Below are 16,447 nucleotides of genomic sequence, written 5' to 3' on the forward strand. Positions count from 1 at the left end.
CAGGCTTATCTCAGGGATCGGGGAGCACAGTAACTGGCACGGCCCGGGAATCGCCGGGGCCTACAGGGTGAGGCGTACCGGAGGGAACAGGATGAGAGCCAGCAGGAAAGCACTTATCGGGGCAGTCAGCGGCACGGCCGTCGGGGCGATCGGGCTGGGGTTGCTCGCGATGCCAGCCACCGCCGGCGGCGCGCCGGAACTGCCGGATGTATCGGCACCGGAGCTGGTGAGCTCGGTACTCACCGCGGATATGCCGGCGCTGGCCGGCACCGTGGAGGTGGAGAACAACCTCGGTCTGCCGGACATCCCCGGACAGCAGTCGATGCTCGGCACCGAATCCGCGCGGGTTTACACGGACGGCAAACAGGGCGCACGGGTCTCCTTCGAACAGGACACCGGGGAGCAGATCGCGGTCAGTAACGGGAACAAGGCCTGGTTCTGGGACGCGGCTTCGCAGCGGGTCACCGAGTACTCGCTGCACGAAAAGCAGCGGAAACCGAAGGATGCGACCAAGGACAACCCGGCCGAACTGGCTCGCTCGCTCGTCGACAAGCTCAACGAAACCAGCGAAGTACGGGTCGACGGGACCGCAAGGGTCGCCGATCGGGCCGCCTACGACCTGGTGCTCACTCCGAAGCCAACCGAGCGCACGCTGCTGCGCGAAGTTCGGGTGGCCGTTGACGCGGAGACCAGGCTGCCGCTGCGGCTGGCCGCCTTCGCGAACGGCAGCACCGAACCCGTCGCCCAGCTGTCCTTCACCGATCTCACCATCGGCGCGCAGCCAGCCGACCTGTTCACCTTCACGCCGCCGGCCGGTGCCGAGGTCGTGCGGCCGGAACCGAACAAGCAGCGCGACCGGAAGCCTGGCGAGCAGGAAGCCGCGATGGCTGACTCGTCAGTGATCGGCGATGGCTGGGACACCGCGCTCGTGCTGCGGGGCAAGGAGCTACTCAACAGCATGGGCATGGCCGACCAGGGCAGGCCCGACCAAGACAAGCCCGACCAGAGCGGGGTTGGCCCCGGGGCCGAAGCGGATGCCCGCCAGATGCTCGAACAGGTCGGCGAGAAGGTCACCGGCTCGTTCGGCAGTGGCCGGTTGATTAGCACGAACGTGGGCGGCGCGCTGATCACCGACGACGGCAGGATTGCCGTGGGCGCGGTGCCGAAGCAGGTCCTGATCGAGGCGCTGGAGCAGGCGAAATGACCAGCACCATGACCAGCGCGGCGTACGCCAAGGGGCTGCGCAAGGTCTACCGGGGGACGGTCGCGGTTGACAATGTCGACCTCGACGTCCCCCGGGGCGCGGTACTCGGCCTCCTTGGACCGAACGGGTCAGGCAAAACCACCACGATCCGGATGCTGCTCGGACTGGTGACCCCAAGTGCGGGCACTGTCGAGCTACTCGGTGCGGATATGCCGTCCGGCGCCGCGCGCGTGCTGCCAAGGGTAGGCGCGCTGGTGGAAGGGCCCGGTTTTCACCCGTTCCTTTCTGGCAAGGAGAACCTGCGCAGGGTGGCCACCGCCGAGCCGACGCTGTCCAGTGCGGCGATTCCCGGTGCGGTGCGGGATGCGCTCGACCGGGTGGGACTCAGCGGGGCGGCGAACCGCAAGTTCCGCGGCTACTCGCTCGGCATGAAGCAACGTCTCGGCCTGGCCGCGGCACTGCTCGTGGAACGTGAGCTGGTGATCCTGGACGAGCCGACCAACGGGCTCGATCCGGCCGGCGCGCGGGAGATCCGCAGGGTCATCGCGCAGCTACGCGAAGCGGGCAGCACGGTCATCGTCTCCTCGCATCTGCTCGCCGAAGTGGAGGCGACCTGTACGCACGTCGCGGTGCTGCACCAGGGCAACGTGGTGGCACAGGGCGAGCTTGCCGACCTACTCGAGGCAGGCAACCCGACGCTGCTTGTGTCCACTCCGGACGCCGATCGCGCGGTGGAGTCGTTGCGGGACAACCGAATACCCGCGCGAATCGCGCCGGATGGCGTGCGGGTGGATCTCACCGCGGTGCGCCAGCCCGACGTGCTGCGGGCATTGGTGCACGCGGGGGTGGATGTCTACGAGGCACGCAGGGAGCGCACCGGCCTCGAGGAGCTGTTCGCCAAGGTCACCGAGAACGAACTGGACGCGGCCGCCGACGAGGTGCCCGCGCAGGTGCCCGATGACTGGTTGAGCCCAGTTTCTGGCAGCGGGGTTTCTGGGAATGGAGTCGCTGGCAATCGGGAGGAGTCATGAGTACCGCGATCGCGGCCACACCGGTGGCACGGCGCCCGGAACGGACCGGCGCGCCACTCGGCCGGCTGCTCACCGGGGAGCTGCGGTGGATCTTCCGGCGGCCGCGTACCCTGGTCGTGCTCGGGTTGCTGGCGCTGGCCCCGGTCGCGGTGGGGATCAGCGCCGCCGCGGTCGGCAATGCCGCGGCATCCGGTGAAGGGCCACCACTGTTCTCGGTGATGGGCGGCAACGGGTTCATCCTCGCGATCGGCAGCCTGTTGATCGGCAGCACTTTCCTGCTGCCCCTGGTGGTCACCATGTCGGCGGCCGATGCGCTTGCCGGTGAATCCGCGAACGGAACGCTGCGTGGGTTACTGCTCGCGCCGGTTGGCCGGCTCCGGCTGCTTGGCATCAAAGCCTTCGGGGTGGCCTGTATGGCGGTGGCCGCCGCGGCGATCACCGCGCTCGCCGGCCTGCTCACCGGGCTGGTGATCTCCGGTACGGACGGGCTGGTCACGCTGTCCGGCAGCACCCTTTCGCTGTTGGACACGCTGGGCACGCTCGGGCTCGCGGTCGCCTGGGTCGCCCTGCAGCTGTACGCGTTCGGTGCGATCGCGCTGGCGATCTCGGCCTGCACCGAGCATCCGATGCTGGTGCTCGCCGGGGTGTTCGCGGGCAATATTCTGTTCGGCATTCTCGGTTCGTTGCCCGCGCTTTCCTGGCTGGACCCGTTCCTGATCACCGAATCCTGGGCGGCATTGCCGGATCTGTTGCGGGACCCGATTCCGGCGGAAGCGCTGACCGAGGGCGCGCTACGCGCGGCGTGCTACATCGTCATCGGACTGTCCCTGGCTGGCGCGCGAATGTTGACCAAGGACGGCTGAGCGGGTCGGGGGCGACGGTGTCGCGCCTGGTCAGGGGCGGACCAGCGCGACACCGTCGGGATCAAGGGCAAGCCGTACCTCCTCGCCGAGCCGTGGCGCAGTACGCACACCGGACTGGGCGGGCACCTCGTGTCCGCCCAGTTTCTCGTCCAACCGGACGCTCAGCTCCACGCGATCGCGGCGGTTGGTGCGGCCAACTACCCGCCCCGCGACCTCGCCCCGCTCGGCCACCCGCAACCCGGCCGGGCGCAACCCGAGGGTGGCCGGACCGTCCGGCCCGGCCACCGCGAAACTACCGAGCACGCTGCTTGCCTCGCCTGCCCGCACCCGCGCGGGCAGGAACGCGGTGCAGCCGAGAAAACCGGCCGCCCACTCGTCGGCTGGCGAGCACCACACCTGCTCCGGCGCACCGGTCTGCACCACCCGCCCCGCCCGCAGCAACGCCACCCGGTCCGCGAGCGTGGCCGCCTCATCATGGTCGTGCGTTACCACCAAGGCGGTGCTGCCGGTCTTGCGTAGCAGCTCGGCCAGTTCCCCCGCCAGCTGGTCCCGCAACATCCGGTCCAATGCGGACAGTGGTTCATCGAGCAGCAGCAACCTGGGGCGGGGAGCGAGCGCCCTGGCCAGGGCGACCCGCTGCTGCTCGCCGCCGGAAAGCTCGCGCACACCGCGGGCGCCGTAGCCGGCCAACCCGACCAGCTCGAGTAGCTCCGCCACCCTGCTCTCCCGTTCGGCCCGCGCGAGGCCGCTCATCCGCAGGCCGAACGCGATATTGCCGGCGACATCCCGATGCGGAAACAGCTGGCCGTCCTGAAACACCAGCCCGAAGCCGCGCCGGTGTACCGGCACTCCGGACAGTTCCGCACCGTCCCAGCGCACCGCGCCCTGCGCGGCTTCCAGCCCGGCCACGGCGCGCAGCAGCGTCGATTTGCCACACCCGGACGGACCGAGCAAGGCGAGCACCTCGCCGTCGGCGACCGAGAGCGTTACCTCGGACACCGCACGGAACTCGCCATAGCGAACGGTCAATCCAGCGATCTCCAACACTCAGAACTCTCCCAATCCGCCGGCACGCCCGGCGATCCGCAACCGGTCAAGCGCGATGACCACCGCGCCGGTCAGCATCATGAGCAGCGCGCAGGCCGCGTAGGCCAGTTGCGCGTGTTGCTCGCCGGGTCTGGCGAGCAGTTCGGCGATAACCACCGGCAGCGTCGGTGCGTCCGGTCTGGCGAGAAAGCTCGTCGCGCCGAACTCGCCGAGTGCCACCACATAGCCGAACCCCGCGGCGGCCACCAGCGAGCGCAGCGCGATCGCCAGGTCGACCTCGCGCCAGACCCGCGCGGGCGCGGCGCCGAGCGTGGCAGCCGCCTGGCGCAGCCGGTCGTCGATCGAACCGAGCACCGGCAGCACGATCCGCACTACGAGCGGGGTCACCACCAGTGCCTGGGCGAACGGCACAAGCAACGGCGAGGTGCGCAGATCGCCGGGTAGCGCGTGCAGGGTGACCAGGTAGCCGAACCCGACGGTTACCGCGGACACGCCGAGCGGCAACATCAGCGCCGTGTCCAGGGTCTCGGCGACCGGCCGAGCGCCGCCGGTACGACGCAGCCGGACGAGCACCACGGCGGCGAGTACGCCGAGCACCATGGCCAGCACGGTGGCATCGGCCGCGGTACGCAGCGAGTTCAGTGCCGCGTCCAGGCCGGAGACGGCCACCGTCCCTTCGGTGTCACCGGTGAGCAGCGCGCGATATCCGGTTATCCCCCAACCGTCCGAGGTATGCAGCGAACGTGCCAGCAGCGCCACGATCGGGACAAGCAACAGCACGAGCGTGCCGACCGCGGCGCCGACCAACCACCATTCGCCGCCTGCTGGCCGGCGCGCGCCGTCCGGCGCCGCGCTGAGCTTTTCGCCGGGCCTCTCGCCCGCTCGCGTGGCGTTCCGCCGGCGTCGACTGGCCGCGCCGATCACCAGCGCGGCCAGCACCGCAGCGAACTGCACGAGGGAAAGCGCGGCCGCGCCCGGCAGGTCGAGCAGCTGGGTGGTGCGCAGGTAGATCTCGGTCTCCAGCGTGCGGTACCGCGCGCCGCCGAGGATTAGCACCACCCCGAAGCTCGTCGAGCAGAACAGGAACACCACCGCCGCGGCCGAGGTGATCGCTGGCCGCAGCGCAGGCAGCGTGGCCACCCGAAACGCCCGCAGCCGGCTGGCGCCGAGCACCCGCGCGGCGTCCTCGGCCCGCCGGTCGAGGTGGCTCCACAGGCCGCCCACGGTGCGCGCGACCACGGCGACATTGAAGAAGGCGTTCGCCAGAACGATCGCCAACACTTGACTATCCGGCAGCAGCACCCGGAAGGCCAGCCCGACGACCACCGTGGGCAGTACGAACGGCACCAGCACCAGGGTGCGGGCCAGCCCTACCCCCGGCAACCGGCAGCGGGCGAGCAGGAAGGCCACCGGTAGCCCGGCGAGCAGGGCAACGGCGGTGGAGGCAAGCGCCTGGCCGATGGTGAACACCGCGATCGGCCAGATCTGCCCGCTGGACAGCGTGGCGAGCACCCCGCCGTCGGTGAGCCCAAGCCCGACGATCGCGGCGACCGGCCAGACGAAGAACACCGCGAGGAAGCCGATCGGCAGTGCGGCGAGTGCCGCCCACGACCAGCCAGCTCGCCGGTTCACTCCTGGACTAGTTCGCGCCACTGCGCTACCCACTGCTCGCGGTTGCGCTGCACCTGTTCGGCGGGCAGCGAACTGGACTTATCTGGCAGCGGGGCGACCTCCGCCCAGCTTTCCGGCAGGTCCACGTCCGCTCGGGCCGGGTAGACGTACATCGACTCGGCGACGCTGCGCTGGAAGGGCTCGGAAAGGAGGAAGTCCAGTACTGTGCGGGCGGCGGGGGTGTTCGGCGTACCGGCAAGCACCCCGGCGTACTCGACCTGCCGGTAGCAGGTTTCCGGGAGCGCCCTGGTCGGCGCGCTGCCATCCGGGGAGACCTCGGCCGCCGGCGAGGATGCGTAGGAGACCACGATCGGCCGCGAACCCTGCTCGGCGGAGCCGGAGAACTCCTGGCCGTAGGCCTCTTCCCAGCCGCTGACGACCTGGACGCCGTTGGCTTTCAGCTCGCCCCAGTACTCGGCCCAGCCGCCGCCGAACTCCGCGATGGTGCCGAGCAGGAAGGCAAGGCCGGGCGAGGACGTCGCCGCATCGGGCACCACCAGCTGATCGCGATAGCGGGGGTTGGCCAGGTCACGGTAGTTCTCCGGTTCCGGCAGGCCGGCCTCGGCGAAGAACTCGGTGTCGATGTTGACGCAGACGTCGCCGACGTCCACGGCCGTCAGCCGGTGTTGCTCGTCGAGGTCGTAGCGCTGCGGTCCGCTGTTGGCGTGCGGGCTGCGGTAGGTGGCGAACACCTCTTCGTCGAGTGCGCGCGAGGCAAACGTGGAGTCCACGCCGTAGGCGATATCGCCGATCGGGTTGTCCTTGGTGAGCACCAGTTTGTTGGTCAACTCGCCGGCGTCGCCGCTCTTGTTGACCTTGATGGTGATCCCGGATTCCCGTTCGAACTCGTCGAGCACCTGTTGCGGCGCCGCCCAGGAATCGTGGGTGACCAGCGTAACCGTGTTTGATTCGGGCTGGCTGGTATCGCCGATCAGCGTGCAGCCGGTCAGCGCACCGATCGCGAATAGGCTCACCGCGCTGGTGAGCAGCCGGGACTTCGGCAACAACGTTCCTCCTCGCGGGCAGCCACCGCGCGAGCAGACGCCGATGCACTCCCTGCGCCGGCATGACCCGGATCAGGTGCGAACGGTCGAGGGCTGCTCGCGCTGTCCGGCCAGGGCCGGACATGCCCTCCTCTCAGCCCGGCGCGATACCGGGCTCCCGTGGCAGCTACGCAGTCTACGCGCGGATCGGCGGCAAAAGGTCCACCATGGAGGTATGGCTGATTTGTTGACCGAGGAACAGGTGACCGACGCACTGACCCGACTGCCGGGTTGGCGCACGGCGGACGAGGCGCTGTACCGCGAGGTTCAGTTCGCCAGTTTTCCGGAGGCGATTCAGGCGGTGAACCGGATCGCGGAGATCGCCGAGAATGACAACCACCATCCGGACATCGATATCCGATGGCGTACGTTGATCTTCCGATGCAGCACGCATTCGGCCGGTGGGATCACCGCCGCGGATGTGTCGCTTGCTGGCGAGATCGATGCGGTGGTTGAGTCGACCGGCGGCTGATTCTCTTGGCACTGAGGGGTTGTTCGGCGGTCGGCGTGGCTCGGTCGGGTGACGGGCAACCAAACTGTGACCAAAGACCGAGAAAAAGTCCGCCGAACCACGCAACGAAACCGCCGGCTGAAACGTATTTCTTAGTAGAGGCGGCGAACGTCGGACGCCGTCCTCAGTAGAAATGATCAACTTCGAGCTGACAGAAGGTTGTAATGGTTTCCGGGGCACCGTCCATGACGTCCATCCGCCTGCCGCGCCGTGGCGGGCGTGCTTTCGCGTTTTACCTTGCCGTGCTTGGGCTTCTGGCCGCCGCGGTACTCGCGTTCGCCATGGAGAAACCGGATACCAGTGCGCATGTGCCGGGCTCGGCAACCCAGGCTGGCGCCGCGACCCAGGCCGGCGCCGCGGAAACCAGGCAAGCCAGCGGGCCCTCGGACGGGCGCGCGTTGTTCGTCGGCGCACTCGCCGGAATCGGCATGCTCGGTGCGGCCGGCGGGGTGATCTGGTTCGTCGCGCGCAACCGCAGGATCGAGTAATACCGGCACGTTGTGGGGCTGCCCGTGAACTGCCCCACAACGTGGCCGGATCTGCTAATAATCAGGGAGATCAACGCGGTTATACCGGTGTCAACTTCCGGCACTCTCCACATAGGAAAGCCCATGGACACCAAGATCGCGGCCGTCGACACCCGTACCTTCGGCTGGGTCCCCACTATCGCCGCAGCCGTCGTGCTGCTGGCGCTGCTCGCCCTCGGCCTGTTTGGCTGAGCTGGTTTCTCGGTTAACGACTCGGCCTCGGCGCTAGGGTTCGCGGAACGCTAGCCCTCGATCGGTCAGTTCCTCGGTCAGGATGCGGACGGCTTTGGGGCCGACCCCGTGCAGATCCAACAGTTCGGCCTGGCTATGCGTCGCGATCTTCTCCAGCGTGTCCCAGCCCGCGCCGAGCAGGGCGCGGGTCGCGGGCCTGCCGATCGCGGCGGGTAGCGCACAGTCGGGCTGGTCGGCGCCAGCTTCGGCCGCGGCGAGGTCGTTCGCCAACCGCTTCGGCGCCCGATGTGCCCAGGCGGCGCGCACCAAGGCGTTCAGGTCCTTGCCGTTGATGTCGGCGAGGACGATGCGAAAGCCGATCGGCTTGCCGTTGCGCTCAAGTCGCTCGCCGCTGGCGTGTGCGTCGATGGCCGCGTCGGTGTCGGTACTCGTCAGCCGCAGCTGCACCTGACCGTCTCTGGTGACCGAGGCAAAGCCCTTGTCCCGGACCGCGAAGGCGACCATGCCGAAATGCGTGCCCTCGGTGACCTCGGGAAGTGCCAGGGCGGCTTTGCGCAGCTGGGCCAGCGTCGTCATGGCGACAGCGTAGCCGGCTACTCCGACAGGCGCGGCGTTATCGGCGGGTGGGGCCCAGCCAGCGCGGGACTCGCGAGCGGTACTCCTCGTAGGCGCTGCCGAACCGCGCCCGGAGCGCGGCTTCCTCGGCTGGAATCTGGGCGCGGTCGATGAGTAGGACGAATGCGCCGGCCGGCACGCTGGCGAGCCAGGAGCCGCGGAACACGGCGTGTGCGGTGAGCATGCCGGCCATGCCGACGTACATCGGGTTACGGGAAACCCGGTTGGGGCCGTCGACCACCAGTGAGGTCGCTTCCGCCGGGCCGATCGGGTTCACCGTGGTTTCGCTTTTCCGAAACTTGCTTACTGAGGTACCAAGTAGCCAAGCGGATGCCCCGGCGAGCAGGCCGGCAACGGCCGTTCGCGACCTCGTCGCGGCCCGGCCCGGCAGTGCCCGCTGGATTACGGCGGCCAGCCCGACCAGCGCCAACGGTGGAATACCAAAACCCTTCGGAGATCCCATCCACCCAACTTACCCGCGCTCCGTCGGCCACTGCCCAAACCGCAATCTTTAAGGATCGTGCGGTAGGGAGCCTCGGCGGTTGTGCAGGACCAGCCCCGCAACGAGTGCCGCGCCCCACAGCAGGAACAACGGGTCCCAGAGCCAGGCGTGCCCAACCATCCCCGGGCGGTCGTAGCCACCTGCCGGCTGGATGATCCCGCTCAGTACGAGATTGCCGACCACGGTGTTGGCGCCGCCCCAGACGATCAACACCGCCGCGCCGACCCAGCACAACGCCTTGACGGGGCGCCGCCGCAGCCATCCCCAGTAGGCGAACAGCAGTGGCGCTATCGCCGCCACGACCTTCACCACACCGGCGGCCAAGAGCACAACTGGCGCGTCGGCGAAGGCATCAACCACTCGATCACCGAGCGTGGCCAACAGCCACTCGCCGCCGAACAGCCAGTAGAACGTGAAGAAACTATGCAGCACACCCAGCAGGGCGGCGCACCCCAGCCAAGCGATCCCTCGCGTCACTGGCACCTGACCTCGAGCGGCCTGATCGCCTGGACCCGCCGAACTACGCCGGCCAGCGCCAGCGGCGGGACACGAATACCCTTCGAGGAGCCCATCCAGCCAAGCTACCCGCACCGCAATCTGAAGAGAAAGTTAGTGCGGGGTGCGGTGGCCTGGTCCGTTGAACCGCATTTCTTAGCGATCTTGCGGTGACTGCATGTGTCGATCTTGGCGACGTCCCGTGTTCGCGTTCTTTAAGGTTAGCGGTGCTTATCGGGGCGAACCAGGGAGATTGCCGGGCTGCCCGCACCGCATAAGGTTCGCGCCATCGGGAGGGTCAAGTACACCAAAGCCCCGATGACTGCCAGGCTCTCGGTGCTCCTGTGTGCGACAGCGGGACTGTCGAAACCTCCTGCGGATAGGAGCGAAGCACTGCCGAGAGCGCTTTCGAACTGCCGTTTCCGGAACGGACCAACATGTGCTGGACCAAGCTGAGCTGCCCAAATGTACGATTCATACCGCTACGAACGGTGTCGAGGTCGGGCAAGTGGCCGACACGGGGAAGTTTCGGCGTGATGGCGTACACCCGGTTGAAGAGTCGACCATGGTGCGCACACACGTTCCGGACCACGTTCAAACAACGCATCCATGATTCAAGCTGCGGCGCGGACAAACCGAAGACATCGGCAAGGTCGTCTTGGATCTTCCGAGGCGAATAGCCGAACAGGTACGTCAGGCTACCCCAGTCAAGAATCTCGACGGCCACCCAGACGGGAAGCGTACCGCCGTACCTGACTTGGTGATGAGCGATGAAGTCTTCTCTGGATCTGGACAACTCGACTTCGTACCCACGGCGCCACTTGTCGTAGCTACTGCCCTTACGTGCACGCGGGCCGAGTAAATCCGGCCGCAAGTGGGCACATTCGTCGAGTTCGCCGAGAGCATGCCCCAATGCGGCGCGCAGGGATAACTCTACCGGCGCAAGCGCATCGAAGGTCGCACTTCGTAGTCGGGCATCGAACTGGTAGAGCTTCGTAACATCAACGAGGGTTGTTCCTTTGTAGAACTGATCGCTCCGCTCGGTTGCCGATATCTGCCGACGGAACGGATACCAGTACCCACTGAGGCGGTAGTAATTGACTTTGTGCAGCTGCGCGACCGCGGCGGTCCGATCCCCCACGTCCATACCGCGAGACGCCAGCACGTCGACAAGCTCGTCGTAGGTCTTGAACCTCTTGACCCCCACCGACAAAGCAGCTCCTGCGCTACGTAATAAAGAAGACCGGCCCTGGACCTACCGAAGTAGGCGGAACCGGTCGTAGTACAACCTACTTTACCTCACGAATCGGACACCGGCAACTTCGCCGCCTTCCGCAACCCCAACCAGCCGAACTACCCGCACCGCAATCTTTAGGGATCTTGCGGTCCGGGCCGCCGCTGCGCTGAATGTTAAGGCGGGATTCCACCAAGTCTGGTAAATTCTTACCTATGCATTTGTACTTCCTGTGACGGCTGCGTTGGCCGATCGCGCTCGTTGAGAGTCTCCGAGCCGACGGCGGCAACGCGTTCAACCCTTTTTCGGTTCGCCGTCATTTCGCGTACCCGTATGTCTGTTCTGACTTGGGTGCGCCGGTACGAAGGATGCACTGTGAACACCCACACTCATCGGGTTCCCGCGCGCCATCGCGCGCAATTGACCGTCAACGACGTCTCGGTGACGCGAGGCGTGACCCGGGTGCTGAACCACGTCAGCCTCCCGCTGACTCCCGCATCGCGCGTCGCGATCGTCGGCGAGAACGGCAGGGGGAAGTCGACCCTTCTCCACGTGCTCGCGGGCACGCTCAGCCCCGACGACGGCAGTGTCCAACGCGTCGGCACGATCGGTGTCGCCGAGCAGGAGATGGATACGGCCGACGAACGCACCGTCGGGCAGGCTGTCGCGGACGCGATCGCCGATTCCCTCGCGGCGTTGGCACGGCTGGATGCCGCCAGCTACGCGCTCAGCGAGGGTGCCGAGTCCGCGGCCGGCGAGTATGCCGCCGCATTGGAACTCGTCGACGTGCTCAACGCGTGGGACGCCGAGCGGCGAGTACAGATCGCCCTCGAAGCGCTCGGCGCGGAAACCGACATGACCAGAAAGCTCGCCGAACTTTCCGTCGGGCGGCGCTATCGCGTGCGGCTGGCCTGCCTTCTTGGCTCCGATGATGACTTCCTGCTGCTCGACGAACCGACGAACCACCTCGATCGGCAGGGCCTGGAGTTCCTGACCGGACAGCTGCGCGCACGCGACGGCGGTGTCGCGGTCGTCAGCCATGATCGCGCGCTCCTGTCCGACTTCGCGGAGACCATCGTCGATCTCGACCCGACGCCGGACGAGCGTCCACGCGTCTACGGGAACGGCTATTCCGGTTACCGGGAAGGCCGCTCAGCCGAGCGAGAGCGCTGGGAGCAGGAGTACGAACGACAGCGAGCCGAGCACGCTCGACTGCAAGACGACCTCAACGCCGCGCAGAACCGGCTCGTCTCGGGATGGCGGCCGGACAAAGGGCACAACAAGCACGGGCGCGCCACTCGGGCCAGCGGCCTCGTCCAGAGCGTCCATCGACGCCAAGCCGCACTCGACGCGCACGCGATCACCGTGCCCGAGCCGCCACTCGAGTTCCGGTTCCCCGAGCTTCGCGCGCGGCCCGGTGCCTCCTTGCTGAGCGTGTCGGAGGTGCGCGTGGCTGGCCGGCTGCGTGGGCCGGTGTCCTTCTCGCTGTCCGGGCGTGACCGGCTTGTCGTGACCGGCCCCAATGGCGCGGGTAAATCCACGCTGCTCAGCGTTGCCGGCGGCACGCTGGAACCGGACACGGGTTCTGTGCACAAGCCCGACAGCACGCGGTTGGGTTTCCTGCGGCAGGAGAGTGATCTGCCGCCGGATCGGCGGGCGAGCGAGGTGTACGCCACGCACGTCGACGCGCTCGTCGCTGCCGGCATCGTGCCGGCGGCGGAAGTGATCGGGATATCGCAACTCGGTCTGTTGAAGGCTCGCGAGGCGAGCAAGCGCGTCGGCGAGCTCTCGGTGGGGCAGCAGCGTCGCCTCGATTTGGCACTTGTGCTCGCGATCCGCCCGCACGTGTTGCTGTTGGACGAGGCGACCAACCATCTGTCCATTGCACTGGTGGACGAACTCACCGAGGCGTTGGGTGCGACGCAGGCAGCCGTCGTGCTGTCCACGCACGACCGGCAGCTGCTGCGTGATGTGTCCGGGTGGCCCACCATCGAGCTGTCTGCCGCACCGCGATCTTTAGGGATCTTGCGGTGAAGGCCCGGAACAGACCTAGACGTTGAAGCGGAATTCCACCACGTCGCCGTCGGCCATGATGTAGTCCTTGCCCTCGATCCGGACCTTGCCGGCGGACTTCGCCGCGGCCATGCTGCCGGCCTCGACAAGGTCCGCGTAGGACACGACTTCGGCCTTGATGAAGCCGCGCTCGAAGTCGGTGTGGATCACCCCGGCCGCCTGCGGTGCGGTCGCGCCCTGCGGAATCGTCCAGGCCCTTGCTTCCTTCGGCCCCGCGGTCAGGTAGGTCTGCAAGCCCAGCGTGTGGAAACCCGCCCTTGCCAGCGCGGCCAACCCTGGCTCTGGCTGGCCGATCGATTCAAGCAGCTCGCCTGCCGACTCGGCGTCCAGCTCGAGCAGCTCGGCCTCTACCTTCGCGTCCAGGAACACCGCGTCGGCCGGCGCTACCAGCTCGGCCAGTTCCTTGCGCCGCGCCTCGTCGGTCAGCACACCTTCATCGGCGTTGAACACGTACAGGAAAGGCTTGATGGTCAGCAGGTTCAACTCGCGCAGCAGCTCCAGGTCCAATTCGGACTGCGCGTTGAACAGGGTCCGCCCGCCGTCGAGCACATCTTTGGCCTGCTGCGCGGCCGCCAGCGCCGGTCGCTGCTCCTTGCGGGTCCTGGCCTCCTTCTCCAACCTCGGCAGCGCCTTGTCCAGCGTCTGCAGGTCGGCGAGTACCAGCTCGGTGTTGATCGTCTCCATATCGCTGGACGGATCGATCGCACCGTCTACGTGCACCACATCCGGATCGTCGAACACCCGGATCACCTGGCAGATCGCGTTCGCCTCGCGAATATTGGCCAGGAACTTGTTGCCAAGACCCGCGCCTTCCGAGGCACCCTGCACGATCCCCGCGATATCCACAAAGGACACCGTGGCGGGCATCACCCGTTGCGAGCCGAATATCCTGGCCAGCTCGTCCAGCCGCGCGTCGGGCAGCGGCACGACACCCACGTTGGGCTCGATCGTGGCGAACGGGTAATTGGCTGACAGCACATCGTTACTGGTCAGCGCATTAAACAGGGTCGACTTGCCGACATTGGGCAGGCCGACGATGCCAAGGGTCAAACTCACGGAGCCACCTCGAACGAAGCGTTGAACACGGCCTACGAGTCTACGGGTAGCTCAGCGCGGGCCGCGTTCAGCCGCCCTAGTTCTCAGTCGTCGCCGTCATCGCCATCGTCACCGTCGTCGTCGTTCTGCTGCTGTTCGGTGCCGCCGTCGTCGCCGTCCTCGCCGACGTCGTCGCAGGCGCTGGCCAGGGAGATCGCCCCTGCCGCCACCACCGAAATGCCGAGCACGCTCAGCCACCGCCGCTTACGCTCCTGGTTAACTCGCATGGCGACACCCTAAACGCCCCGGTCACCGGCCCGCGTCGCCCGTACGGTGATGTCCGATTTCCGCGAGCCCTGGCCTTCTCCCGGTGGCAGTATCGTGGTCATGCTGGTAGACGAAGAGCAGGCGTATCGCGCGGTACTCGCCAAAGATGCCCGGTTCGACGGGCACTTCATCCTCGCCGTGCGCACCACCGGTATCTACTGCCGGCCATCCTGCCCGGCGATCACACCGAAACGCCGAAACGTCGCGTTCTACCCCACCTCGGCGGCCGCCCAGTCGGCAGGCTTCCGGGCCTGCCGGCGCTGCCTACCGGACGCCGTACCCGGCTCCCCGGAATGGAACCTGCGGGCCGATCTCGCCGCCAGGGCAATGCGCCTGATCAGCGACGGCGTGGTGGAACGCGCCGGCGTGGCTGGGCTGGCCGCTCAGCTCGGCTACTCGGTTCGACAGCTGAACCGGGTACTCACCGCCGAACTCGGCGCCGGCCCACTCGCACTCGCCCGCGCCCACCGCGCACATGCCGCGCGCATCCTGATCGAGCTCAGCGACCTCTCGTTCAGCGATATCGCCTTCGCCGCGGGGTTCGCGAGCATTCGACAGTTCAACGACACGGTTCGGGCGGTTTTCGCCAGCACGCCGGGTGAGCTGCGCGCGGGCGGCGGCCGGCGATCCGGCCCAGCCGCGAGCGGCGGCGGGCGGATCACCCTGCGGCTGCCGGTGCGCACCCCGTTTGACGGCGCGGGTGTGCTCGATTTCCTCGGTCGGCGCGCGATCCCGGGCGTCGAGTCGATCAGCGAGGGCAGCTACGGGCGCACGCTTCGGCTGCCGCATGGCCCGGCGACGGCCTGGCTCACCCCGGACGACGGGCACGTACGTTGCGTGCTCCGGCTGACCGAGGTGCGCGATCTGGCCAGTGCGGTTTCCCGGCTGCGCCGGTTGCTTGATCTGGACGCCGACCCGCAAGCGGTGGACGAGGCACTTGGCGCGGACCCGGCACTGGCCGAGTCGGTGCGCGCGGTCCCCGGTATCCGCGTGCCCGGTGCCGTGGACGGCGACGAGCTGGTGGTTCGGGCACTGCTCGGGCAGCAGATCTCGGCACCAGCCGCGCGCACCGCGGGCGGTCGGCTATGTGCCGAACTCGGTTCGCCACTCGCTGACCCCGATGGCGAGCTGACCACGCTGTTTCCCACCGCGGCCGATATCGCCGCCGGCGGCGCCGAGGTGCTGCGCGGTCCGCAACGGCGGATCAACGCGATCGTCGGGGTGTGCGCGGCGCTCGCCGACGGCTCGGTAGCCACGCATTTCGGCCGGGAGCCAGCCGAGCTACGGGCCGAGCTACTCGCGTTGCCCGGGATCGGTCCCTGGACCGCCGACTACGTCCTGATGCGCGTACTTGGCGCGCCGGATGTACTGCTGAGCACCGATCTGATGGTGCGTCGAGGCGCTGGGCTGCTCGGACTTCCGGACACCCAGGGCGGGCTGGATGCCCGCGGTGAGCCCTGGCGGCCGTGGCGCTCCTATGCCGGCATGCACCTCTGGCGGGCAACCGCATAGCCGCCCAAGTGCGACCAAGAAACCCAAACATTCGTGAAGGAGCATCCGATGTCCATCGCCCAAGCGTCCACTCTGGACACCAAGGCAGGGCCGTTCACGGCCATTGTCGCCACCGACGGCGCCGTGCTGGCCAGCGGCTGGACGGCGAGTAGCGCCGAGCTAGTCCCGCTGATCAGTCCAGCGCTGCGCCCGAAGGAGGTACGCGAGAAACGTGATCTCGGCGCGGTGAGTACGGCCATCCGGACATACCACGCCGGCGAGCTGAACGCGATCGACGATATCCCGGTCCGGCAGAGTTCCGGCGAATTCCTCAGTCACGCCTGGGACGTGCTGCGCAAGGTGCCGGCGGGCGAGCCAATCACGTACTCGGACTACGCGGCGCTGGCTGGTCGGCCGGCCGCGGTGCGCGCGGCCGCTTCGGCCTGTGCACGAAACGCCGCCGCGCTGTTCGTGCCATGCCACCGTGTTCTGCGCATCGGCGGCGCGCTCGGTGGCTTCCGCTGGGGGCTGCCGGTGAAACGCTGGCTGCTCGAGCACGAAGCCAGTTGATCGGAACACGTTCCCA

General features: G+C 67.8%; 17 protein-coding genes. 8 read left to right on the forward strand and 9 right to left on the reverse strand.

The window, feature by feature from the left end; genetic code table 11:
- Positions 1 to 91: 91 nt before the first annotated feature.
- The 3 genes from EV191_RS00980 to EV191_RS00990 are packed head-to-tail and all read left to right on the forward strand — an operon-like array spanning position 92 to position 3,098.
- Positions 92 to 1,204: a sigma-E factor regulatory protein RseB domain-containing protein gene (locus EV191_RS00980; RefSeq protein WP_132874887.1), complete on the forward strand. Its 1,113-nt coding sequence runs from the start codon at positions 92 to 94 to the stop codon at positions 1,202 to 1,204.
- A complete protein-coding gene (locus EV191_RS00985) occupies positions 1,201 to 2,235 on the forward strand; it encodes an ABC transporter ATP-binding protein (protein ID WP_132874888.1) in 1,035 nt (344 codons plus the stop codon). The genes EV191_RS00980 and EV191_RS00985 overlap by 4 nt, the downstream gene beginning before the upstream one ends.
- Complete coding sequence (locus EV191_RS00990; protein WP_132874889.1) at positions 2,232 to 3,098, forward strand: ABC transporter permease; 867 nt, start codon at positions 2,232 to 2,234, stop codon at positions 3,096 to 3,098. Before EV191_RS00985 ends, EV191_RS00990 begins: the two co-directional genes overlap by 4 nt.
- A gap of 30 nt (positions 3,099 to 3,128) precedes the next feature.
- Here EV191_RS00990 and EV191_RS00995 read toward each other — a convergent pair whose 3' ends face one another.
- From EV191_RS00995 to EV191_RS01005, 3 genes are read right to left on the reverse strand one after another with little or no spacing between them, the layout of a single operon-like run.
- A complete protein-coding gene (locus tag EV191_RS00995; protein ID WP_132874890.1) occupies positions 3,129 to 4,145 on the reverse strand; it encodes an ABC transporter ATP-binding protein in 1,017 nt (338 codons plus the stop codon).
- On the reverse strand, positions 4,146 to 5,798 hold the full coding sequence (locus EV191_RS01000) for an ABC transporter permease (RefSeq protein WP_132874891.1): 1,653 nt from the start codon (positions 5,796 to 5,798) through the stop codon (positions 4,146 to 4,148).
- The gene (locus EV191_RS01005; protein WP_243658678.1) at positions 5,774 to 6,820 is read right to left on the reverse strand and encodes a thiamine ABC transporter substrate-binding protein; all 1,047 of its coding nucleotides are present in this window, start codon (positions 6,818 to 6,820) and stop codon (positions 5,774 to 5,776) included. Before EV191_RS01005 ends, EV191_RS01000 begins: the two co-directional genes overlap by 25 nt.
- A 214-nt stretch (positions 6,821 to 7,034) precedes the next feature.
- Between EV191_RS01005 and EV191_RS01010 the strand changes: the two genes are divergently transcribed.
- Complete coding sequence (locus EV191_RS01010) at positions 7,035 to 7,331, forward strand: 4a-hydroxytetrahydrobiopterin dehydratase (RefSeq protein WP_132874892.1); 297 nt, start codon at positions 7,035 to 7,037, stop codon at positions 7,329 to 7,331.
- A 224-nt stretch (positions 7,332 to 7,555) separates the two neighbouring features.
- Positions 7,556 to 7,858: a hypothetical protein gene (locus EV191_RS01015; RefSeq protein WP_132874893.1), complete on the forward strand. Its 303-nt coding sequence runs from the start codon at positions 7,556 to 7,558 to the stop codon at positions 7,856 to 7,858.
- A 264-nt stretch (positions 7,859 to 8,122) separates the two neighbouring features.
- On the opposite strand, the gene EV191_RS01020 is transcribed toward EV191_RS01015, so the two are convergent.
- The 4 genes from EV191_RS01020 to EV191_RS01035 all read right to left on the reverse strand — a co-directional run bounded on the left by EV191_RS01020 (position 8,123) and on the right by EV191_RS01035 (position 10,908).
- Positions 8,123 to 8,665, reverse strand: a complete 543-nt coding sequence (locus EV191_RS01020; protein ID WP_132874894.1) for a helix-hairpin-helix domain-containing protein — start codon at positions 8,663 to 8,665, stop codon at positions 8,123 to 8,125.
- Between the two features lie 37 nt (positions 8,666 to 8,702).
- On the reverse strand, positions 8,703 to 9,167 hold the full coding sequence (locus tag EV191_RS01025) for a methyltransferase family protein (RefSeq protein WP_132874895.1): 465 nt from the start codon (positions 9,165 to 9,167) through the stop codon (positions 8,703 to 8,705).
- 48 nt (positions 9,168 to 9,215) lie between these two features.
- The gene (locus EV191_RS01030) at positions 9,216 to 9,683 is read right to left on the reverse strand and encodes a DUF3995 domain-containing protein (protein ID WP_207894360.1); all 468 of its coding nucleotides are present in this window, start codon (positions 9,681 to 9,683) and stop codon (positions 9,216 to 9,218) included.
- Between the two features lie 316 nt (positions 9,684 to 9,999).
- On the reverse strand, positions 10,000 to 10,908 hold the full coding sequence (locus EV191_RS01035; protein ID WP_243658788.1) for an Abi family protein: 909 nt from the start codon (positions 10,906 to 10,908) through the stop codon (positions 10,000 to 10,002).
- 402 nt (positions 10,909 to 11,310) lie between these two features.
- Here EV191_RS01035 and EV191_RS01040 point away from each other — a divergent pair, with 402 nt between their 5' ends.
- The gene (locus EV191_RS01040; protein WP_243658679.1) at positions 11,311 to 12,969 is read left to right on the forward strand and encodes an ABC-F family ATP-binding cassette domain-containing protein; all 1,659 of its coding nucleotides are present in this window, start codon (positions 11,311 to 11,313) and stop codon (positions 12,967 to 12,969) included.
- Between the two features lie 15 nt (positions 12,970 to 12,984).
- On the opposite strand, the gene ychF is transcribed toward EV191_RS01040, so the two are convergent.
- Positions 12,985 to 14,064: a redox-regulated ATPase YchF gene (gene ychF, locus EV191_RS01045; protein WP_132874898.1), complete on the reverse strand. Its 1,080-nt coding sequence runs from the start codon at positions 14,062 to 14,064 to the stop codon at positions 12,985 to 12,987.
- Between the two features lie 83 nt (positions 14,065 to 14,147).
- Positions 14,148 to 14,330 carry a hypothetical protein gene (locus EV191_RS01050; protein WP_132874899.1) on the reverse strand — a complete coding sequence of 61 codons (183 nt, stop codon included), beginning with the start codon at positions 14,328 to 14,330 and terminating at the stop codon, positions 14,148 to 14,150.
- Positions 14,331 to 14,430: 100 nt separating this feature from the next.
- Here EV191_RS01050 and EV191_RS01055 point away from each other — a divergent pair, with 100 nt between their 5' ends.
- Both EV191_RS01055 and EV191_RS01060 read left to right on the forward strand, forming a co-directional pair.
- A complete protein-coding gene (locus EV191_RS01055) occupies positions 14,431 to 15,882 on the forward strand; it encodes a DNA-3-methyladenine glycosylase 2 (protein ID WP_132874900.1) in 1,452 nt (483 codons plus the stop codon).
- A 48-nt stretch (positions 15,883 to 15,930) separates the two neighbouring features.
- Positions 15,931 to 16,431 carry a methylated-DNA--[protein]-cysteine S-methyltransferase gene (locus tag EV191_RS01060; protein ID WP_132874901.1) on the forward strand — a complete coding sequence of 167 codons (501 nt, stop codon included), beginning with the start codon at positions 15,931 to 15,933 and terminating at the stop codon, positions 16,429 to 16,431.
- Positions 16,432 to 16,447: the final 16 nt, after the last annotated feature.

This window comes from Tamaricihabitans halophyticus (genome assembly GCF_004340875.1).
In the GTDB taxonomy this organism is placed as follows: domain Bacteria; phylum Actinomycetota; class Actinomycetes; order Mycobacteriales; family Pseudonocardiaceae; genus Tamaricihabitans; species Tamaricihabitans halophyticus.